This window comes from Brevibacillus sp. DP1.3A (assembly GCF_013284245.2).
GTDB lineage: Bacteria > Bacillota > Bacilli > Brevibacillales > Brevibacillaceae > Brevibacillus.
Genome location: NZ_CP085876.1, coordinates 6,327,501 through 6,349,318, shown reverse-complemented (window position 1 = coordinate 6,349,318; position 21,818 = coordinate 6,327,501). Strand labels below are relative to the sequence as shown.

At 48.3% G+C, this 21,818-nt stretch carries 19 protein-coding genes and 1 pseudogene (1 of these 20 only partly in view); 16 read left to right on the top strand and 4 right to left on the bottom strand.

The window, feature by feature from the left end:
• Window positions 1–22 precede the first annotated feature (22 nt).
• Complete coding sequence (locus HP399_RS29370) at window positions 23–463, top strand: hypothetical protein (RefSeq protein ID WP_173621101.1); 441 nt, start codon at window positions 23–25, stop codon at window positions 461–463.
• Between the two features lie 41 nt (window positions 464–504).
• Here the strand turns inward: HP399_RS29370 and HP399_RS29365 are convergent, their stop codons facing one another.
• Window positions 505–879 carry an ArsR/SmtB family transcription factor gene (locus HP399_RS29365; RefSeq protein WP_007724888.1) on the bottom strand — a complete coding sequence of 125 codons (375 nt, stop codon included), beginning with the start codon at window positions 877–879 and terminating at the stop codon, window positions 505–507.
• 142 nt (window positions 880–1,021) lie between these two features.
• Here HP399_RS29365 and HP399_RS29360 point away from each other — a divergent pair, with 142 nt between their 5' ends.
• On the top strand, window positions 1,022–1,318 hold the full coding sequence (locus tag HP399_RS29360; RefSeq protein WP_173621100.1) for a hypothetical protein: 297 nt from the start codon (window positions 1,022–1,024) through the stop codon (window positions 1,316–1,318).
• Window positions 1,319–1,506: 188 nt separating this feature from the next.
• Window positions 1,507–3,738, top strand: a complete 2,232-nt coding sequence (locus HP399_RS29355; protein ID WP_173621099.1) for a heavy metal translocating P-type ATPase — start codon at window positions 1,507–1,509, stop codon at window positions 3,736–3,738.
• Between the two features lie 54 nt (window positions 3,739–3,792).
• On the opposite strand, the gene HP399_RS31060 is transcribed toward HP399_RS29355, so the two are convergent.
• Window positions 3,793–5,796, bottom strand: coding sequence for an ABC transporter ATP-binding protein (locus HP399_RS31060; protein WP_173621098.1), 2,004 nt, complete (start codon window positions 5,794–5,796; stop codon window positions 3,793–3,795).
• Between the two features lie 322 nt (window positions 5,797–6,118).
• On the opposite strand from HP399_RS31060, the gene HP399_RS29340 reads away from it, so the two are divergent.
• The 3 genes from HP399_RS29340 to HP399_RS29330 all read left to right on the top strand — a co-directional run bounded on the left by HP399_RS29340 (window position 6,119) and on the right by HP399_RS29330 (window position 8,404).
• On the top strand, window positions 6,119–6,769 hold the full coding sequence (locus HP399_RS29340; protein ID WP_228088408.1) for a polysaccharide deacetylase family protein: 651 nt from the start codon (window positions 6,119–6,121) through the stop codon (window positions 6,767–6,769).
• Between the two features lie 69 nt (window positions 6,770–6,838).
• On the top strand, window positions 6,839–7,804 hold the full coding sequence (locus HP399_RS29335; RefSeq protein WP_173621097.1) for a helix-turn-helix transcriptional regulator: 966 nt from the start codon (window positions 6,839–6,841) through the stop codon (window positions 7,802–7,804).
• A gap of 84 nt (window positions 7,805–7,888) precedes the next feature.
• Entirely contained in the window at window positions 7,889–8,404 is a 516-nt protein-coding gene (locus HP399_RS29330) for a DinB family protein (protein WP_173621096.1), read from the top strand.
• A 283-nt stretch (window positions 8,405–8,687) separates the two neighbouring features.
• Here HP399_RS29330 and HP399_RS29325 read toward each other — a convergent pair whose 3' ends face one another.
• Window positions 8,688–9,701 carry an ATP-binding protein gene (locus tag HP399_RS29325; RefSeq protein ID WP_173621095.1) on the bottom strand — a complete coding sequence of 338 codons (1,014 nt, stop codon included), beginning with the start codon at window positions 9,699–9,701 and terminating at the stop codon, window positions 8,688–8,690.
• Window positions 9,702–9,740: 39 nt separating this feature from the next.
• Window positions 9,741–9,821 (bottom strand): annotated as a pseudogene (locus HP399_RS29320) (DNA-binding response regulator); the annotation flags it as partial.
• Window positions 9,822–10,011: 190 nt separating this feature from the next.
• On the opposite strand from HP399_RS29320, the gene HP399_RS29315 reads away from it, so the two are divergent.
• The 10 genes from HP399_RS29315 to HP399_RS29270 all read left to right on the top strand — a co-directional run.
• A complete protein-coding gene (locus tag HP399_RS29315) occupies window positions 10,012–11,661 on the top strand; it encodes an ABC transporter substrate-binding protein (protein ID WP_173621094.1) in 1,650 nt (549 codons plus the stop codon).
• A gap of 112 nt (window positions 11,662–11,773) precedes the next feature.
• A complete protein-coding gene (locus HP399_RS29310; RefSeq protein WP_173621093.1) occupies window positions 11,774–12,778 on the top strand; it encodes an iron-hydroxamate ABC transporter substrate-binding protein in 1,005 nt (334 codons plus the stop codon).
• A gap of 19 nt (window positions 12,779–12,797) precedes the next feature.
• The gene (locus HP399_RS29305) at window positions 12,798–13,805 is read left to right on the top strand and encodes a FecCD family ABC transporter permease (RefSeq protein WP_007724922.1); all 1,008 of its coding nucleotides are present in this window, start codon (window positions 12,798–12,800) and stop codon (window positions 13,803–13,805) included.
• On the top strand, window positions 13,798–14,817 hold the full coding sequence (locus HP399_RS29300) for a FecCD family ABC transporter permease (RefSeq protein ID WP_173621092.1): 1,020 nt from the start codon (window positions 13,798–13,800) through the stop codon (window positions 14,815–14,817). The genes HP399_RS29305 and HP399_RS29300 overlap by 8 nt, the downstream gene beginning before the upstream one ends.
• Window positions 14,818–14,826: 9 nt before the next feature.
• Window positions 14,827–16,167: an alpha/beta hydrolase-fold protein gene (locus HP399_RS29295; RefSeq protein ID WP_173621091.1), complete on the top strand. Its 1,341-nt coding sequence runs from the start codon at window positions 14,827–14,829 to the stop codon at window positions 16,165–16,167.
• Between the two features lie 278 nt (window positions 16,168–16,445).
• Complete coding sequence (locus HP399_RS29290) at window positions 16,446–17,672, top strand: MFS transporter (RefSeq protein ID WP_173621090.1); 1,227 nt, start codon at window positions 16,446–16,448, stop codon at window positions 17,670–17,672.
• A 31-nt stretch (window positions 17,673–17,703) separates the two neighbouring features.
• Complete coding sequence (locus HP399_RS29285) at window positions 17,704–18,090, top strand: MmcQ/YjbR family DNA-binding protein (RefSeq protein ID WP_173621089.1); 387 nt, start codon at window positions 17,704–17,706, stop codon at window positions 18,088–18,090.
• A gap of 113 nt (window positions 18,091–18,203) precedes the next feature.
• On the top strand, window positions 18,204–19,574 hold the full coding sequence (locus HP399_RS29280) for a sigma-54 interaction domain-containing protein (RefSeq protein ID WP_173621088.1): 1,371 nt from the start codon (window positions 18,204–18,206) through the stop codon (window positions 19,572–19,574).
• A 404-nt stretch (window positions 19,575–19,978) separates the two neighbouring features.
• Window positions 19,979–21,361 carry a GntP family permease gene (locus tag HP399_RS29275; protein WP_173621087.1) on the top strand — a complete coding sequence of 461 codons (1,383 nt, stop codon included), beginning with the start codon at window positions 19,979–19,981 and terminating at the stop codon, window positions 21,359–21,361.
• A 66-nt stretch (window positions 21,362–21,427) separates the two neighbouring features.
• Window positions 21,428–21,818 carry the 5' end (the start) of a 3-hydroxybutyrate dehydrogenase gene (locus HP399_RS29270; RefSeq protein WP_173621086.1) on the top strand. It continues 395 nt past the right edge of the window, so only the first 391 of its 786 coding nucleotides appear in the window; it begins with the start codon at window positions 21,428–21,430; its stop codon lies off the right edge, out of view.

Sequence of the window (21,818 nt, the reverse complement as noted above, 5' to 3'; positions counted from 1 at the left end):
GCGAAGCAAGGGAGTGATTTCCATGAATATCGGCATGCGTATACTCGCCGCAGTCATATCCCCTTTTATTACCGGTCTGTATGCTGCATTGATCATCTATAACTACCGTGATCCAAGCGCGCCGTTCGGGTTCGGGCAAGAGTATTTGCTGGGCGTACTTATAAGTATGGCATTGAACCTGATTGTCTTCTTATGGCTGTCGGTATTCGTGGACTGGCTAGTGAGTCGATCACACTTGTTCGGGTGGAAAAAATACGCTGTGCGTTTCGGGGGATATGCTGTCATCGGCTATGTGCCTGTGTTTTTTCAATGGCTAATGAGTGTTGATCCGCATGCTGCATTGTTTTATCCGGAGGCAACGGTTTTTGTGTTCGCCAGTATATGTTACTTCCTTATATTTGTGGGAATAGAGGCGATCAGGCAGCGTTTTACCCGGAAAACGAGTGTAAATCGCCATGGTTAATCAAATGTTTAAATTGCAGGAGTAACAAAAAAGCCCGAGCATCAGGTAGCTCGGACAATCGTTTTCTGTTCTTTGGCGTGTTCAATCCCCGCAGATATGAGATGGCGTACATGGTCATCATCCAACGAGTAAAAAACGAGCTTTCCTTCTTTTCGATACTTGGCTAGTCCCATGTTGCGAAGAAGCCGCAGATGGTGGGAGGTGTTAGCGATCGAGCTTCCGATGATAGCAGCCACATCACAGACACAGAGCTCGTCTTCCATCGAGAGGATGTGAATGATTTTTGCGCGGGTGTCATCGGCCAACGCCTTGAAGATTTTTGCTACCCCTTCTGATTCTGTGGCGAGCGGCTTTAACCGATTTACTTTTTCCTCATCAAAACATTGGATTTCACAGATGTCATCCACTGTATCCATCACCTCATGCTCTACAATGTCCTACTATTATAGACATTCGCGGAGAAAGTGAAAAGGAAAAACGACATTTTCATGGCAGTGTAGTGTGCCTCTCTGTTTTCGTGTAAGATGTACATGATCCAAGAAATGGGGAGAGAATACCATGAGTGCGCAACCAAAGTGCCCGAAGTGCCGTTCTGCAAAGATCGATTTTACGGATTCGATCAATAAGCCATTATACATAACCATTTATGTAGCGGTTTTGGCAGTGCTTGCCTTGATCGGCATTTCGGTGAAAGGGACTCCTGTCATCTTTTTGTTCCTCGGGCTATCAGGGGCCTTTATCCTGTTTGCCGTTCGTCTTGCCTTAGAAAAGCGTAAAGTAATCAAGTGCAAATGTCTGGATTGTGGGGAGCGTTGGCAGACCACCCCAACACCAGTAGAAGCCCGTACCAAGTAACAGACTCCTAGTAATAGGGGTCTTTTTCTTATTCTCAATCTGTAAAAAAATGGGCGAAATATTCAAATCAATTCTTGAACGAACCAAAAGGATGCGATAATATTATAATTAAATATTTGTTTGAATGTTTGTGGATTGATTTCATTTGAAGCTGGGCAAAATAGATGCTTGGAAAAAGGTGAGGACAAATGGCAGAAGAACGAAAAAAAGATGAGTGTTGCAGTGGGCATCAATGCGGAAGTGAGCATAAGCATGCTGGTAAAATTCTCACGGTTCTCGAGCCTGCGGCAACAGCAACAGAAAGCGCAGGCATTCTTTCTTCACAGGCTGTTGTCTATCGCGTTACAGGTATGGATTGCAGTTCATGCGCCAAATCGCTGGAAAAGCATATGCAGACGTTGCCTGCCGTAAAAGAGGTAAACGTGAACTTTTCCACGGGTAAAATGCAGCTCGTCACGGATGGGCTGGGAGAAGACGCGGTGGTCAAGGAAGTCGCCAAGGCCGGATACAGTGCCATGCTGCTTACGAGACGCACGGCCAAAGCAGTACCGAAAACGGATCAGGCAGGGACGGTACTGACGACGATTTCCGGTGTGCTGTTGGCTCTCGGTTTTCTAGGTTCCTTATCGCCTAGCATATCTCCGCTGGTCGTTACTGTACTCTATGCGTTGTCGATCATAAGTGGCGGCTACCGACCTGCGCGCAGTGCTTTTTACGCGATCAAAAGCGGTTCACTGGATATGAACGTATTGATGACTGTTGCGGCTGTAGGTGCAGCATTAATCGGTGAGTGGCTGGAGGGTGCGACGGTCGTCTGGCTCTTTTCCATCGGAAACTTGTTGCAGACCAAGTCGATTGAAAAAACGCGCGACTCCATACGCAATCTGATGGATTTGGCTCCGCCCGAGGCATGGGTCAAGGTGGGGGAGTCGCTTTCCCGCAAGCCAGTTGAGGACATCGCTGTCGGCCAAGTCATCGTAGTGAAGCCGGGAGAGAAAATCCCGCTGGATGGTGTCATCGTACATGGGACATCGAGCGTCAATCAGGCCCCGATTACAGGTGAATCGATTCCCGTAGATAAGCTGGTCGGCGACAGTGTTTTTGCAGGGAGTGTCAACGAAAGCGGCGCGGTGGAGATCAAGGTAACAAAGCTGGTGGAGGATACGGCGATTGCCAGAATCATTCATCTCGTGGAGGAAGCGCAGGAGAAAAAAGCGCCTACTCAGGCGTTCGTCGACAAATTCGCTGCGATCTACACGCCAATCGTGCTCGTGCTCGCTTTGTTCGTGATCGTATTCCCGCCATTACTTGGACTCGGTACTTGGGGAGAATGGTTTTACAGAGGGCTTGAGCTGCTGGTTGTTGCTTGCCCGTGCGCACTGGTTATTTCCACGCCAGTTGCGATTGTGTCCGCGATTGGAAATGCAGCGAGAAACGGTGTCCTGATCAAGGGCGGTACGTTTTTGGAAAAGGCAGGAGCGATCAATGCAATTGCCTTCGATAAAACGGGCACATTGACGGAAGGAAAACCACAGGTTGCAGCAGTTATCGAGATGGAGGGAAGCGAAGACGAGGTAGTGTCGATCGCCAGAACGATTGAAGAGCGTTCTTCCCATCCGATTGCACAAGCGATTCTCACTTATGCGAAACAAAAGCAGGTCGCTTCCCAGAGTGGGCAAGATTTCAAGGCGATTGTCGGAAAAGGGGCGAGCGCTGTCATTGGAACCGAGACATTTTATGCAGGGAAGCCCGCCCTGTTTCAAGAGCTGGGAGTCGATCTGTCGGCATGGCAAACGAAAATCGAGTCGTTGCAGAGTGAAGGACATACGCTGGTGGTTATCGGTACCGCAACGAAATTGATCGGGATGATTGCTGTTGCCGATACCATTCGTGAGATTACGGTTAGTGCCATTGGCAAGCTCAAGGCCGCAGGTATCGAAGACATCGTGATGCTGACTGGTGACAATGAGGGTACGGCGAAAAAAGTAGCGAGTCAGACCGGTGTAAATCGTTATTTTGCAGAGCTGCTGCCACAAGATAAGGTAGAGGCGGTCAAGCGACTACAGCAAGAAGGCAAGGTCGTCGCCATGGTGGGTGACGGGATCAACGATGCGCCTGCTCTCGCATCAGCTGACTTGGGGATTGCCATGGGTGGAGCTGGCACTGATACGGCAATGGAAACCGCAGATATCGTACTGATGGCTGACAATCTCGAAAAGCTGCCGCACACGATGAAGGTCAGCAGAAAAGCACTCACGATTATCAAGCAAAACATCTGGTTTTCGATCATCGTAAAGCTGGTCGCACTCGTGCTGATCTTCCCTGGCTATCTAACCTTGTGGCTGGCGGTGCTCAGTGACACGGGAGCCGCATTACTGGTCATCTTAAACAGCATGAGACTATTGCGAATGAAGGACTAAATAAAAAAGGGAGATGAGCTGTCGAAGCTCTCTCCCTTTTCTTTTGTAGATGGTTTACACCAAGACGCCGCCGCCGTATCTTTCGAATTCTTTCTGGGTGCAAGCGACAAAGTGACCGCGCTCAATTTCACGCAAGACGCGTTCTTCCCCTTGATCTCGCAAATATTCCTGATCATCGAAAACGATGCGCTTACGGTTGCGCTCATAATCAGGGTCTGGCAATGGAATTGCCGAGAGCAACGATTTGGTGTACGGATGAATCGGATTCTCGTACAGGCGATTGCTTTCTGCCAGCTCCACAATACGTCCGCGGTACATAACACCAATGCGATCACTGATGTATTTAACCATGGAAAGGTCATGGGCGATGAACAGATAAGTCAGGCCTTTTTCTTTTTGCAGGCGCTTGAGCAGGTTAATGACCTGCGCCTGAATGGACACGTCGAGGGCAGAGATCGGTTCATCGGCAATGATGAATTCCGGATCAACAGCCAATGCCCGTGCGATCCCGATCCGTTGGCGCTGTCCGCCGCTGAACTCATGCGGATAACGGTTTGCGTGCTCGCGGTTGAGGCCAACGGTTTCCAACAGCTCGTGTACCTTTGCGATGCGTGCTTCCTTGTTCGCCAGACGATGAATGTCCAGACCTTCCGCAATAATATCGGATACAGTCAGACGTGGATTCAACGATGAGTACGGGTCTTGGAAAATCATCTGGATTTTGCGGTTGAGCCATTTCTTATCTTCGACCGATTTCTTTCCGTGTACACTGTTCCCATTGAACAAGACCTCTCCGCCAGTTGCATCGTACAGGCGAAGGATGGTCCGTCCGGTAGTGGATTTACCGCAACCGGATTCACCCACAAGACCGAAGATTTCCCCTTTGTAGATGTCAAAGGTGATACCATCTACAGCTTTCAACGTATGACCATTCCCGAGGTCAAAATGCTGTTTCAAATCTTTGACTTCAACCAGCTTCTCACGGTTCTCGTAGTTGAACGTTTTTTTGGTGCTTACTGGAGCCTCAGTCGCATCATCAGAATTGACTTTTCGTCTCACAGCCGAAGCAGGCGGTTTGATGTCAGGTGCCATTTCATGCAAGAGCCATGTTGCTGCATAGTGCGTATCGGAGATTTTGAACATCGGTGGTTCATATTCCAGATCGACCTTCAAAGCAAATGGGTTCCGAGCCGCAAAAGCATCACCTACAGGTGGCTTGAACATGTCAGGCGGCGATCCAGGAATGGACATCAGCTCGTCATCGCTGGCATCGAGGCTAGGCATGGAACCTAATAGACCCCATGTATACGGGTGCTTAGGATCGTAGAAAATTTCATCGACTTTACCGATTTCCACAATTTTACCTGCATACATAACCGCTACACGGTCTGCCATGTTTGCAACTACACCGAGGTCATGCGTAATAAAGATGATCGAGGTACCCATCTTCTTTTGCAGTTCCTTCAGCAGCTCCAAAATCTGCGCTTGAATCGATACGTCCAGAGCAGTTGTCGGCTCATCGGCGATGATAATTTTTGGATTGCAGGCTAGTGCGATGGCAATGACAATCCGTTGACGCATCCCACCGGAAAACTGGTGCGGGTATTGATCGATACGTTCCTTGGCAAATGGAATCCCTACCATTTCCAACAGTTCAATAGCACGGTTGCGCGCTTCTGCACGGTTCAGCTTTTGGTGCTTGATGAAGCTCTCCATGATTTGGTTACCGATAGTCATCGTCGGATTCAAGGAAGTCATCGGGTCTTGGAAAATCATCGAGATATCGCGACCGCGAACATCCTGCATTTCTTTTTCGGAAAGCGTAACCAAATCTCTTCCTTCAAAAAGAACTTGTCCTTTTGGAATGCGTCCAGGAGGAGAAGGAATGAGGCGCATAAGTGCTTGTGAAGTTACGGATTTACCGGAACCAGATTCCCCAACAATCGCCAGCGTTTCTCCTCTTTCCAGATCGAAGGAGACGCCTCGTACTGCTTTGACTTCACCTGCATACGTATCGAATGACACATGCAAATCTTTTACTTCTAAAACTTTTCCCATATAATCCTCCCTTTCGAGCATGCTTTGTCGTGATTCACCCACCATGTATATCCAACAATCTCTCTAGTAGAGGTAGTCCAAAAAGTCGACTTTTTGAATACGCACTAGTATAAATTTTTGCGAAAATGAAAATCATTATCATTATTATACTATATTCATTAACCGTTGTTAAAAATTTTTTTTGTACATTGCATATCTATACAGATCTTTTCCTGAATTTTGCCAAAAGCCCAGAATAGGGGCTTTTTTAGCGTTACCAAATGAGAGCCCAGTCATACTATGCATCAATACAGCAGAATACTGGCTTATAGGGGGAACGCTTGTGAACAAGCTCAATCAGTCAAAGGAAATCGCGCTCACTTTTGATGATGGACCGGATCAGTTGTGGACGCCTCGTGTGTTAGACATATTAGCCCACTATCAGGTAAAGGCAACATTCTTCTGTGTGGGACAAATGGTGAAGTACAACCCAAAAATACTGGATCGGATCGTAAAGGAAGGTCACTTGGTAGGAAACCATAGCTGGGATCACCCTGACTTTACGAAAATACCTCTCTTGGCTGTTCATGAGCAGGTAGAACATACCTCAGATCAGATCGAAAAGGTAGTAGGTGTGAGACCTCGGATGGTTCGACCGCCATATGGAGCAGTGAATGAGGAGGTCATCCAGCTGCTTGCAGCGAGTGACTACGAAATGATTTTGTGGGATATAGATAGTTGGGATTGGAAAGGTCTCACCGGCCCACAGGTAGCTAGAAACATCTTGGGACATGTCACCCCAGGCGCAGTCGTGCTTCAACATTCCGCTGGCGGTACGAAAGACACGCTAAAGGGGAGTATGGACGCCTTGCCCTATGTCATTGAGGTGTTATGTGAGCAGACATATACCTTCTCAACCGTTTCCACCATGTTTCAATTGGCAGCTTATCGAGAAAGAAGCGATCCTGTCGAGAAAAGGAGAAGGGGCAGATAGAGGAAATGGATTGAAATCTGTGGTAATTAGTAGAATCAGAAGATTTCTTTCAGGGGAGCGAATCAGAAAATGTCCAAAGCCGATAATATGCTCTCCATTTTGTGGCTGTTGAAGACCGGCAAACGTATGACAGCCAAGCAATTGGCAGAGATTCTCGAGATTAATATTCGCACCGTTTATCGCTATATTGATTCACTGTGTGCGAGCGGTGTACCCATCATTTCCGATGCCGGACACAATGGTGGCTACAGTTTACTTCAGCATTTCAATGAAGCTCCGCTGTTTTTCGACCTCAACGAGCAAAAAGCCCTGATTCATGCAGCGGCTTTTGCCCAAGAGGCCGGGTATCCCTTCGGAGCAGATTTACACCGGGCCATTTCCAAGCTAAAACGTTACACAAATGAAGAGCAGCGTGACGCGATTGACCGACATAGTATCGGCTTCGAGGTGATCCAGCCTCCTGTTGATCCTTCTCTCGAATCTACCCTACAGGAACTGGAGCTGTCTGTTGCCAATGGGTACACCCTTTCGATGGAGTATCAGAAAGCCTACCAGACAACGAGACAGATGCGCCACGTCGATCCATACGGGCTCGTTTATTGGAAGGGAAACTGGTATATCGTTGCCTATTGCCATCTCCGTAGTACCATTCGCAGCTTTCGTGCAGATCGTGTCTATGAGATCCAACGTACAGAAGCCAGCTTTCAACGCCCTCCTGAATTTTCTGCGCGCTATTTTTTTCTCTCGAATTTACTACCGGAAGCAGACAAGCAGGGAAGCACCATTATGATCAAAGTCAAAGGAAGAACACAGTCACTCGCCGATTTGTGCAGGCATTGGTATCTCGGGCATACTGTGATCGAGCGCAGCGAGGCACAGGTGATCTTTCAAGTAGATGAGCAAATGGCTCATTCGATCCTTCCTCATTATCTTTTGCCATACGGAAAATCTATTCAAGTTGAAGAACCAGCTTTTGTAAAAGAGCGATTGGCCGCCATCGCTGCCGATTTATTTCATTTTTATCAGTCGACGTGAATTCACTGACCATTTTTGTCAGTAGAGTTGATTTATATTGAAAGCAAAGAAGAGATGGAAAAAGTGAATGGAGGCAGGTTGATTATGAAGCATGAAGCATTGCGTTTGTACGAATATCATGTATGGGCAAACGAAAAGGTATTCGAGCGGTTGCAGGAGGTACCAGAGGGAGTAAGCGAGCAGGAGGTTCCGAGTGTGTTTCCGACCATCACCCAGACGTTGGCTCACATTCTTAAGACGGATTATGTTTGGTTGTTGGCTATGAAGGGGGAGAGCTACGAAGAGGTAGGACCAAAAGTAGGGGTTCTCTTGCAGGAATTAAAAGGAAAGAACGTACGCGAGCTGCGAAAATTGTTTGCCGAATCAGCCCAGCAGTTCAGAGATTTCTTCGGGCAAATCTCGATGGAAGACACCTCGGCTTATACGCACCCAGCATTGGGCACGGTTCATGCTCGTTATGCCGACATCGTCCAGCACGTCGCCAACCACGGAACCTATCACCGAGGCAATATCTCCGCCATGCTCAGACAAATGGATCACGCGGGAGCTTCCTCCGATTACATTTTTTATTTGTTCGAGACTTCCGCGGTAGAACAATAGAGGTTTTTTTCTCTCCATCAACTACCGAAAAAAACAAGCAGCTTGTAAGAGGGAACAGGAGAAAACAGCGAAGATCTTAGGGACACCGACCGAGACGTAATGCAAAAAGCGAAACACGCCCTTAAGCGTCCACCTCTGAGATGCTTCCAGATTGGACCACTTTGGACGCGGTTTCGCTTTTTGCATGGAGTCGGGCAGTCAATCTCCCAGGGGGTGGCCCTAGAAGCTGAGCGTTTTCTCCTGTTCCCTCTCCTCCACTACAGCAACGAAAATGACTTGCTTTTTAAGGATTCATCGTCCGAGCAATCCGTACCTCGAGCCCGTTCAAGAACTGACTAATGTTCGGCTTTACGTCTCCGATGATGCCTTCACCAGGCTTGCCGGGTTCAAAGATCACGTCATTGTCTTTAGCGACCTCACTCAAGTAATCCTTCACGATTTGTCCCGTTTTCGTAGCCTCATATTTCTTGGCAAAGTTCTGATACTCTTTCTTGACGGCCGGGAGCAGCTTCATGGTTGCTTCGTCTATTGTCTCGTAACGGTAATTAGACAAGTATGCTTTGAGATAGTCGATATAGAGCGTACGGAGCTTCACTGCACGTGGGCTGCTGCGGTAGTCGACCAAATACTCTTCGACTTCAACCATTCTGGGTCCGAGCTCGGCCCGCGTGATTTGCAACCCGCCGTCCTCCAAATACGGTTTGCCCGTTTCTGTTTCTTGAATGGACAAGTAGTCCTTCCCTTCCTCACCGAGTGAAGAGGCATATTTTTGCAGTGCTTTGTAATCCACTTGCCAGTAGAAGGACATGTCATTCGTTGCCTGTAAGACGAGTCCGCCCTCTGTTTGATTGAGGAGCCATTGCTTGAAGCTGTCATCGCCTTCTAGCTTGTTGAAATCGTAAGGGTATTGCAAGGCATACAGCTTATCCGCATTTCCCGGCTGGGCGAGGAGTGTCTTGAAGTTATCGTTTATCGTAGGCAAATGTTTTTCATAATACTGCTCAAGTGCCCAAAATAGTTGATCGGCAGTTTTCGTGTCCGTTTTCGCCAGGTGCTGATCCAAAAAGGCAGTTAGCTCTTTCGCTTCCTTGGCTTGTGCAGCTAGTACGGTGAACTGCTTGAGCAAATCATCGGCAGGCTTTTCTCCTTTGGTCGCATCAGCAGGAGGCTGCCCAGTGTTTTCCGTTGCAGGTGGGGTAGGGTCTTTTACTGTCAGTTGATCAGAGGAAGAGATGCACCCTGTCACAAAAGTAATCGCGACGAGGCTAGAGACAAAAGGTAGAACATATCGTTTCATATCTTCATTTTCACTCCGTAATGTTGAATGGTTTCAGTCTTTGACCCGCGCTACTAAATCACGCAGATCAAACGGTTTGGTCATGTAGTCATCGGCTCCCAATTCCAATCCGACAACCTTACATTCCACGGACACTCCCTCCCGTCGTTCCCTTTCTATTGGTACGTACCATACCACGTTAAAGTTATCGGTTCAATTCGATTAAATATTCCTGATAGGAAGCAAGCGTCACTTTTGATATACTTTCTCTATTGATGATAATGAGAATGATTATCAATATTTACATAGAGGATCGGGCAGAGGTGAGAACATGAACGAAACACAAGCCTTGGTTCAACAATTCACAGAGAAGACCATGGCAGAAGCCATTTTTAAGCTGCGTGACATTACATGGCTCAAAGCACAAGGACATGACCGACTACGCCAACAATTCACTCATTCGCATATTTTGCTGGTAGTAACCGGGGGACGAGGGCGCCTGCGACTGGAGGACGAGGAGTACCAATTGCGGCAGGACGCGATTTACGTATGTCCTCCTATGCTTACGTTTGGCATCGTCCCTGATTCGGCTGATCATTTGGAGATGTACATGCTTCGTTTTGATGTCTTTATGGAAACGAGAGACAGACAGCGGCGCTTCCAAGCCCTTCGAGAAAAGCATCTGTTTCCTTTTCGGGGAGAGATCTCTGTCCAATCGGCAGGGCAGCTTCCTGTCTATTGTGATTTGATCCAGAATCTATGGAAGCAGGAGACGGCGCTCGAGCGCTTTCGAGGTCAACACACTTTTCAAGAGCTATGGTACCACATCGTCAAGCATGCTCACTTCTCGGCCACAGATTCTGGAATGGCGCTGGAACGGGCACGCGCGCATATGGAAGAGTATTACTCAGAAAATGTGACGATTGAACAGCTGGCTCGCATCGCAGATGTGAGTCCAAAATATTTCGTCGATCTGTTCAAAAAAACGTATGGCATCTCAGCTATGGACTATTTGGCAGAGCTACGCATCAGCCGAGCGAAGCAGATGATGGTGCAGTCGCATGCCAAGCTGCGTGATATCGCTCATCAAGTGGGTTACAACGACGAGTTTTACTTTAGTCGAAAATTCAAGAAAGCTGTCGGAGTTTCACCCACTCTCTATATGAAAAGCCGCCAACGAAAAATTGCGGCGTACGGCTCTACCATCATCGGGCATTTGCTGGCTTTGAAAATGATTCCTTACGCGGCGCCACTGCACCCGAAATGGACGGCTTACTATCATCACAGCTATCGAAACGATATCCCGATACATCTGAGCGCGTTTCGAATTAATCAGAATTGGAAAGCCAACATCGAAATGCTTCGCGAAGCCAAGCCGGACGTGATCATTGGCTTGGACGAGACGAGTTTGCAGGAACAGAAGCAACTGAACGAGATAGCGCCCACCTTGTATGTACCCTTTGAAGAGCGGGGATGGAAAGAACAACTGCAGCTTATGGCAGACTTTTTAGGTGAGTCCGTGGAAGCCAATCATTGGCTTTGCGAGTATGAGAAAAAGGTGAAGAGGGCCCGGACAAAGCTTCAACATGTTCTAGACGATGAAACGGTGCTCATCGTGCGGATTTTGAAAAACCAGCTCTATGTCCACTGCAATCGCAGTATGAATGAAGTGTTTTATCAGGATCTGCAAGTCAAGCCTGCTTTTGTCTCGGAACAGAACGAGTACGACCAGCTTGTGACCGTACAGGAATTAGCTGCACTCGCGCCAGATCGCTTGCTGCTGTTGGTTTGCCAAGAGGCTGAAACGCTGGCATGCTTCCAAGCCTTGAAAGCATCGGGACCATGGCAAGAGATCGAAGCAGTCCGCAACAATCGGGCGCATGTCATTACGTCCGACCCCTGGCGGGAATACTCGGCAACGGCTCATGAACGGATCGTGGAAGAGAGTGTGAGATTGCTTTCAGGAGATCGTCCATGTTGATTCTGGATTTCGTCCATGGTCGGGCATGAGTGGATGCATTATAATCACGAATGATAATCGTTATCACTCATATAGAGTGAAACCTTACATTTCTGAGAGGGGTCTTTCAAGAATGAAAAAGATATACCTAGGCTTGAGTATTGCAGCGCTGACATTAGCTCTGACAGCGTGCGGTGGAGGAAAAGAAGCAGCGAATAACACAACTGCACCTACGGCAGCACCTGCGACAACAGCTACAGCAGAAAAGCCAGCCGATGATGCCAATAAAGCAGAGACACGCACGATTAAATATTTGGATAAAGAATACACCGTCCCTAGCAAAACAGAGCGGATCGCCATTGTAGGCAGCATGGAGTCCATGGAAGATTCGCTGGTACTGAACGTGAAACCTGTAGGAGCGATTTCTGTAGGCGGTAAATTCCCGGAGATGTTTGCACCGATTACGGGCGAAGCCACATCCATCGGGGAAAAAATCCAACCGAACCTGGAAACCATCCTGTCCTTGAAGCCTGATGTCATTCTGGGAAGCAGTAAATTCCCGCCCGAGATGGCTGAGAAATTGAACAAAATTGCGCCTACCTTCCCTGTGTCCCACATTTCGACCAACTGGGAAGCGAATCTGCAGTTGCTGGGTGAGCTGACTGGGAAACAAGCGGAAGCCGAAAAAGCGCTCCAAGCGTACAAAGCAGAGGCAGAAGCAACCAAAGCAAAATGGGGCGAGAGCTTGAAGGATAAAAAAGTACTCGTGATTCGTCTGCGCCAAGGAAATATCAACATCTATCCAGAGAAGGTGTTCTTCAACCCAGCTCTGTACGCAGACCTTGGTTTGACTGCACCTGAAGAAGTAAAAGCAGCGAAGGCACAAGAAATTATCTCCATGGAGAAGTTCAGCCAGATCAACCCGGACTACCTGTTCATTCAATTCTCTCCAGACGAGAATAAAGACAAGCCAAACGCATTGGAAGATTTGCAGAACAACCCGATTTGGAAGAGCGTGAATGCAGTGAAAAACGGCAATGTTTACGTAAACGTGGTTGATCCTCTCGCACAAGGCGGAACTGCTTGGAGTAAAACACAATTCCTGAAGGCGGCTGTAGAAAAATTGTCTGCCAAGTAAAAGTGGGCGAGGGTAAGCTATGCAATCCAAAAAAGCAACTTCTATGATCATACTAGCCGTTTCGCCAGTGGTGATCCTGCTTACAATCTTGCTCTCCATTCATTACGGGGCGAAGCCGATTGATGCGGGGACGATTTATCAAGCTTTCTTTGCCTTTGATGAAGGGAATGTCGATCATCAAATTGTCATGCACTCTCGCTTGCCGAGAGTCTTGGGCGCACTCATGATCGGAGCATTCTTAGCGATATCAGGAGCGTTGATGCAGGGGATGACGAGGAATTACCTCGCGTCCCCCTCTATTATGGGCGTTTCTGATGGTTCGGTTTTTGCTGTTACGCTGTGCATGGTTTTCATTCCATCCGCTACGAGTGTCACGATGATTACCATGTCCTTGATCGGTTCAGCACTTGCGGTCGCGATGGTTCTCGCTTTTTCCCGATTGTTGCCGAACGGTTTGACGCCAGTAGGGATGGCGGTCATCGGTACGATTACGGGTACCTTTCTAAGCAGTATTTCAGCCGCGATTTCTACTTATTTTCAAGTCTCACAAAATGTCAGCTTCTGGTACAATGCAAGGCTACATCTCTTGGAGCCTGGGTTGGTGAAGCTGGCGGTTCCTTTTGCCATCGTCGGTATTGTCCTCGCACTTCTTTTGTCCAAATCGATTACGATCTTGTCCTTGGGAGACGAAGTATCTCGAGGTCTCGGACAGAGAACGGTGATGGTCAAAGTGCTGGCAACGACCGCTGTTGTCATTCTGACAGGCATTTCCGTAGCGATGGCAGGAAAAATCGCCTTTGTCGGGCTGATTATTCCGCATATTACCCGCTTTTTGGTAGGTCTCGATTATCGATGGATCATTCCATGTGCAGGATTACTGGGCGGTATTTTCCTTGCCTTGTCTGACGTTCTCAGCCGATTTATGAATAGTCCGTTTGAGACCCCAATCGGCGTGGTAACGGCTTTTATTGGCGTTCCGTTCTTCCTCTATTTGATTTACAAGAGAGGAGGAGGAAAGCATGCCTAATCAAAAAGGTAGATTTCGTTTGCTGTTATTCGTCAACAGCGCCTTAATTTTGCTGGCGATTTATATGAGTTTGACCAACGGTGTATTTGACATGACGGTGATGGATGTCATCCGTACGTTATTGCGAATTGATCCTGTAGCGGAATACGATTTGGTTATTTTCGATTTTCGCCTGCCTCGGATTGTTATTGCGGCGTTGGTCGGCTTTGGTCTGGGGGTCGCTGGTACCGTCATTCAGGGGATCACCCGTAACGGGCTGGCTGATCCGGGGATTCTGGGCATTAATGCTGGGGCAGGAGCCGCTATCGTCGCCTTTATGTTTTTCTTCGGTGGACAATTTATGGATGCGAGCTGGTATTCCATCATGGCCATGCCTTTGTTCGGTTTGACAGGCGGATTGCTTGCGGCTGGACTGATTTATTTATTTGCCTGGCGTAACGGAGCGCTTGACCCACAACGACTGATTCTGGTGGGGATCGCGATTGGCTCCGGATTGGGTGCCGTGTCACTGTATCTCTCGTTAAAAATGAATCCCAATGATTTTGAAATGGCAACTGTATGGCTCTCGGGAAGTATTTGGAGTGCCAACTGGACGCATATTGCTGGGATGCTCCCATGGCTAGTCATACTCATTCCTGTTTTGATGCGCAAGGTGCATATTCTCGATTTGCTTCAACTGAGCGAGGAGTCCGTCAAGAATCTGGGTGTGTCTGTGGAAAAGGAGCGCAATACTCTCCTGCTGTCGAGTATTGGCATCGTGAGCGCGTGTGTCTCGGTTTCCGGAGGCATCGGATTCGTCGGCTTGATGGCACCGCATATTGCGAAGCGTCTGACGGGAATCCAGCACAGGTATGTTCTTCCCTTGTCGGGAACAATCGGGATGCTCATGGTCGTGGCGGCTGACTTTATCGGCAAAACTGTGTTCACACCCATTGAACTGCCAGTGGGTATCGTCATTTCGATCATCGGTGTACCGTATTTCTTCTATCTACTGAGTAGAAGAAAAAAATAAAGAGGGGACGTGCAAATTCTGAAGGGACAATTGTTTGCAGACGTATGCCATCACCGAGCGCTGCTCGTATATTTGCCGCCATCCTATGACAAGAGTACGTCCCGTTTTCCCGTCATGTATGTCCATGATGGCGGTGACTTGTTTGATCCTGCGTTTAGTACTGCACTCGATGTAATCGAAGATCAGTTTGCAGAGGGAAAAATTCCTGAGCTGATTCTCGTCGGCATCCAGCCAGGAAACCGCAGGGATGACTATACGCCTTGGTTTTCCAAAGCGATCTCGCCTGAGCGCAACATTGATTTTGGCGGGCAAGGAGATGCGTATCTTTCTTACGTCGCCAATGAATGTAAGGCGTATATCGACAGCAAGTACAGGACAGACCCTAGACCGGAGAAAACAGGGATCATCGGTTTTTCGCTTGGTGGCTTGATCTCGATGTACGCTGCGCACCAATATCCGGATGTTTTCACGAAAATCGGCAGCATCTCGGGATCGTATTGGTATGAGGGCATGGTTCCGTTTATGCGGGAAAAGAAAATGTACCATTCCGGGCTGCGCATCTATATGGATGTTGGCAGTAAGGAAGGCGCCAAAAAGCAAAACATCCAGAAACAAATGGTTCCGCTGACAAAAGAAGCGCATGAGATATTAGCTGATAGTGGCTTCACAGCAGATCAGCTCGTCCTGTTCATTGACGAAGGAGCGGATCATTTGAGCAAATGTGCAAACGCCAGATTTCCGGGGGCGTTGCAATGGCTTTGGAATGAGAAGGAGGAGACAGAAATGGAACTGGCCAAATTGATTAGAGAGCGTCGCTCGATTCATCGCTTTACAGATCGTGAGGTAGACCCTGCGTTGGTTACTGAACTGATGGATACAGCCGTGTGGGCACCGAATTATCACATGACACAACCGTGGCGCTTTATTGTGACGTACGGGGAAGGCAAGAGAAGAATCGCCGAGGCCGTGCGGATCATGAAGGAAAAGCGGGAGATTGATCCTGCGAAAAAGAAAGAAGTCGGCGAGAAGTTTTACAATAAAATCATGGCGATTCCGATGCTGATGACGGTCATCATGGAAGAAAGTCCGAACCTGATTACACGTCAGGACGATTTCGCTTCGACCAGCATTGTCATTCATAACTTTAGCTTGCTGGCGTGGGAAAAAGGCATCGGTCTGACGTGGGAGACGTACCCGTGGATTCACGAGCCTGAATTCCGTGAAGCGATGGGCATTCGACCAGGAGAAAAAGTGCTGGGGAACCTGCATATCGGTTATCCAGCCGCGATTCCTAACGCACAGCCGCGCATTCCTGCAGCAGAGCGCATCACACTTGTCGACAAGGCATAGGACAAGATCAAGTGAATTTTTCTTGTCACAGGATTACTTTTTGTGGTAACCTTGGGTCATTCTACAAGAAAGGGTGACCATTAAGCCAATGATCTGCTAACTCCTATTTCCAACAAAACTAATCGGATAAAACGATGCGTTTTTGGATAGGTGTAGTATGTGCATATTGGCGAATAGATGGTAGATCCTTTTTAGACTCACCAAAGGGTTTCTATGTCTTTTTGACGATAATATGCGTAGCCTCCTGTCCAGATCGCAATGGATAAGGAGGCTTTTTTATGTCAAATGTTTTGAAAAACCGCTATGTCAGGGCTATTTTGTTATCAGCATTTCTGTTGCAAATCGGAGTATGGGTGCGCAACATGGCGATTCTGCTCTTTGTGATGGATCATACAGGAGGCGATCCGTTCGCTGTCTCCATGATTTCTGTGGCGGAATATGCACCAATCTTTCTGTTTTCCTTTCTTGCTGGTACGTTTGCTGATCGCTGGAAACCAAGAAAAACGATGGTCTGGTGTGAGCTACTCAGTGCTCTATCGGTTGTCGGAGTGCTGCTTACCTTCGTTTACGGCTCGTGGAAGGCCATCTTTTTTGCCACACTCATTTCAGCCATTCTTTCTCAGTTTTCCCAACCGTCCGGAATGAAGCTGTTCAAGCTGCATGTACCTGGTGAACAACTTCAGGTAGGAATGTCAGCGTACCAGACTATTTTCGCGATTTTCATGGTATTTGGTCCAATTGTCGGTACGTTTGTGTTCCAGCAATGGGGGATGGAGGTTGCCATGGTCATCACGGCAGTAGCGTTCCTCTCTGCGGCCGGCGTCCTGTATTTGTTGCCGCCAGATCGTGTCGAGAAAGAAGAGCAGCAAGAAACGGCACTGCTTGGGGAGATGGTCAGCGGGATTCGTTATGTGCTATCCAGTCGCGTATTGTCAATGCTGGGCTTTTGCTTTTTGGCTGTGGGTTTCTCATTGGGAATGATTCAGCCGCTTGGGATTTTTATCGTGACCGAACAACTGCAATTGCCAAAAGAAAGCTTGCAATGGTTAATTACCGCCCAAGGTGTGGGGATGATTGCTGGAGGGGCCATGACGATGGCAGCTGCCAAAACGATTCCACCGCAAAAGTTATTGGTCATGGGACTTCTTGGAAATGCGGTCGCAGTAGCGATTTGTGGGATGTCCACGAATCTGTGGCTGACGCTTGTTGCCCAGTTCATCGCTGGATTGCTCTTGCCCTCCATTCAAATTGGAATCAACACTATGCTGCTTAAAAATACCGAGAGTACCTTTATCGGTCGGGTGAATGGAATACTGACCCCGTTGTTTACAGGCTCCATGGTCGTCATGATGAGTATCACGGGGGTATTGAAGCTGCATCTTTCGCTCGCAGTCATATATGGGATCGCTGGATTCCTGATGATTATTGGTCTCAGCTTTATTTTGCCGCTTTATCGTATGAGGGAAGGAAACGTAGTGCAAAGTACAGAACAGACTGGTATATAAGCGTTTGGAAGCAAAGGGAGGCTTGGACCAGATGGTGCACGAACAGATTTCTTCTATAGAAGGTTTGAAGATGGTGGCTGCTGTTCGCGAGCTGGCGATGCGGTTGCCAGAAGTATCGGAGCAGGTAGACGCTTTTGGACATACATCGTTTCGCGTAAACGACAAGCCGTTTGTCATTTTGGGAGAGGGGGGCACTGAAGGCCCCTCCTTTTCTGTGAAGGTGCTGAAGACGACCCAAGAGATTTTGCTAGCACAGGAGCACTTTTACAAGACACCGTACATCGGTCATCACGGCTGGGTTTCGATCCTGGACAAAAACGTGACTAGCTATGGTGAAATCGAGGATTACATACGGGAAGGCTATATGTGCGCGGCTCCCAAGCGATTGGTCAAGCAATTACAAGAGCAGCCTAGATAACACAGCCTTTATGAAAAAGCACACCTCCCCTGATCGTTCCTGTATAATTTTAACGTAACGAGTAGTGAGCGAACGTTCGACACAGCAGCATTCAGACAAAGGGGGAGCCGGTTTTGGATTGGAATCTCCAGCAGATGAGCAAATTGCTTGAGGTCGTTTTTGAAAATGCCCATGAACCGATGATCGTAACGGACAAGGACGGAAAAATACTCTTATTGAATCGGAGCTATCGGAAATTTCTTAATGTACAGGACGTGATCGGACAGCCAGTGACGGATGTCATCGAAAACACGCGGATGCATATTGTCGGTCAGGCTGGCGTTGCCGAGATCGCCGACATTCAGCATATAAAAGGACAGAACATGATTGCGCATCGCATCCCGATTATGGACGAAGGTAAAGTGATTGCCGTTCTGGGAACGGTGCTGTTCCAGGATGTGCAAGAGCTTACTGCTTTGGCTGCGATGGTTGCTCAACTGAAGGATGAGCTGACCTATTATAAGAAAGAGCTGCGGCGGCGGATGGGGGCTACCTATCATTTTGATCAAATCGTCGGGTACAGCCAGAAGCTGCAGGAGCTTAAGAAATTTTCTCAGAAAGTTGCGAAAAGCGATTCGACTGTGCTCATCACAGGCGAAAGTGGGACGGGCAAGGAGCTGTTTGCCCACGCCATTCATGCCGAGAGCAAGCGCAAAATGGGTCCTTTCATTCGGGTGAATTGTGCCGCTATTCCGGATTCTTTGCTGGAATCAGAGCTGTTTGGCTATGAAGAAGGAGCGTTTACCGGAGCTGTTCGCCGCGGAAAAAAAGGAAAGTTCGAGCTGGCTAACCACGGAACCATTCTGTTGGATGAGATCGGGGACATGCCGTTGCCGCTACAAGCCAAGCTACTGCGTGTTTTGCAGGAAAAAGAAGTCGAGCGGGTAGGTGCTGTTCGGACGACGCCAATCGATGTGCGAGTGATTGCTTCCACGAATTCGGACATGCTTCAAAGCATCAAGGAAGGGAAGTTTCGGGCGGACCTCTATTATCGGTTGAATGTCGTGTCACTCTCGATTCCTCCGTTGCGCGAGCGTCTGGAGGATTTGCCGGAGCTGGTTTCGAATCTGCTCAAACAGCTTGGCGAGTCCACTGGCGTTGCGGTCAGGGCCATTGATGAAGAGGTGTGGAACGTACTTCGGGGCTACTCCTGGCCAGGCAATGTACGGGAGTTGAAAAACGTGCTGGAACGAGCCCTTCATCTACTCGAAGACGATGTCCTGAAAAAGGAGCATGTTTGGCTGCCTGTATCTGACGAAGGGGCGCTTACGTCCTTGTCGGTTCCAACGCATGCCGTTCGACCATTGAAACAAGTCCTAGAAGAGGCTGAGCAGGAAGCACTTCGCCAAGCGATGCAGCAAGCAGGGGGGAACAAGCTCACCGCCGCCAAGCTGCTGCAAATCAGCAAGTCCAGCTTTTACGAAAAGTGGGAGAAGTACCAGTAGTCGAGGCGCATATAAGTCGGGGATGTGGCGTTGAGCCAGGTTCGCGGCTTTTTTCATCTGCAGGAATAATGTTTTGCTAGATTCCGGTTTTCTGGAATAGAGCAAGATGACCTCCCGCTTAAACCCAGTAGCCTTCCTTGAGCAGATTCCCGAAAAAGCGGGCAGATTTTTGCTAGATTCCATGAAACCGGACAAAAGATTCCGGAAATCCGGAAAAATTGCAAGCGCTATCATCTGCTTACCAACAGTCCAGGCACGATGAACGGGTATGGTTGAGCGATTTTTCTGGAATCGGCTGGAGTTGGCATGGTCTATGCAATTGAGTTGGATATGAAAGCGTTTTCTCCAAGTGAATACACACAATCTCCTCTGTAACCGGAGGAGAAAATTGAAAGGAGAATTATATGATCATCGAAGTGTTATCCATCTTGATTTCGCTCGGTCTCCTGATGTTTTTTGCGTATCGGGGCTATCCTGTTATCGTATTTGCCCCTATTTTTACGCTGCTAGCCGTTGTCCTTTCCGGGATCTCTCTGCTGCCGAGCTACACCGAAACCTTTATGACGAATGCAGCAAACTATGTGAAATCATTCTTCCCTATTTTCTTACTGGGTGCCATTTTCGGAAAAGTCATGGAGTTGAGCGGTGCTGCCTCGTCCATTGCCCACACGATTGTAAAGGCACTTGGCTCCAATCGTGCGATCTTGGCTGTCGTTCTGGCATGTTCGATTTTGACGTATGGCGGGGTTTCCCTGTTCGTTGTGGCATTTGCTGTGTATCCGTTTGCCGCTGCGATTTTCCGTGAAGCCAATATTCCGAAGCGTCTCATTCCAGGAACGATTGCGCTCGGGGCTTTTACGTATACGATGGACGCCTTGCCAGGTACACCACAGATTCAAAACATCATTCCTACGACTTATTTTGGTACGGATGCTTATGCTGCACCTGTTCTTGGAACGATTGGCGCCATCATGGTTTTCATTGGCGGGATGCTATGGCTGGAGCGCAGACGCAAGCAAGCTGCCGCTGCTGGGGAAGGCTACGGCGAGGGACATACGAACGAGCCAGAGCTGATCAAAAATGAATCCTACATGAACATCTGGGTTGCGATTCTCCCGTTGGCATTGGTGCTTGTGGGTAACTATATGTTCAGCAGAGGGATTTGGACAGTAGAGACGTGGTACGATTCGGGGATCCTCAAAGAATCATTTAAGATTGAGAAAGTGAAAAACGTTGTATCTTCTTGGTCACTGATTATTTCGCTCTGTCTTGGAATTATTGCTGCAATTTTAATCAATGTGAAGCAAGTAAAAAACAAGCTGGCGAGTGGTTTGACTGCAGCCGCGATGGGTTCTCTCTTGGCGATCTTCAACACTGCTTCCGAAGTTGGGTTCGGAAACGTTGTGAAAACATTGCCGGGCTTCAAGCTCATCCAAGGCTGGATTATGGGAGCAAGTGATCATCCGTTGGTTTCTGAGGCACTAGCTGTAAACGTACTGGCAGGTGTGACAGGTTCAGCGTCGGGCGGTATGTCGATCGCGCTGGAGGTTATGAGCAAGCAATACCTAGAGATGGCAAATGCTGCGGGAATCAGCCCTGAGTTGCTGCACCGTATTGCCTCGATGTCTTCCGGTGGTATGGACACATTGCCGCACAACGGAGCGGTCATTACATTGCTCGCGATTACTGGTTTGACTCATCGTCAATCGTACAAAGACATTTTTGCGATTACGGTTTTGAAAACAGCTGTCGTGTTCATTCTGGCATTTGCCGTTTCTATTTTCTAATTTTCATCAGAGATCAGCAGTTTTATAGACAGAGAAAATCAGGAGCAGGAGAGGAGATAGTAGGGTATGGAGAAGTTATTGGAGCAGCAGGTAGCGGTAGTAACAGGGGCTGCGAGCGGAATTGGATTGGAGATTGCCCGGACGTTTGCTGAGGAAGGGGCAAAAGTCGTCATATTGGACTTGAATGGGGAATCAGCGGAAGCAGCCGCCGCCCAATTGCAAAAGGAAGGTCACGAAGCAATCAGCTTTGGTTGTAATGTCACCGACGAGGAACAAATGCAGGAGTGCATCCAGCAGACAGTCAAGATTTTTGGCAGACTCGATATCTTAGTGAATAATGCCGGATTGCAATTTGTCTCTCCAATAGAAGAGTTTCCGACTGCAAAATTTGAACAAATGCTCAGTATTATGCTGACAGCGCCTTTTGTTGCGATTAAACACGTGTTCCCTATTATGA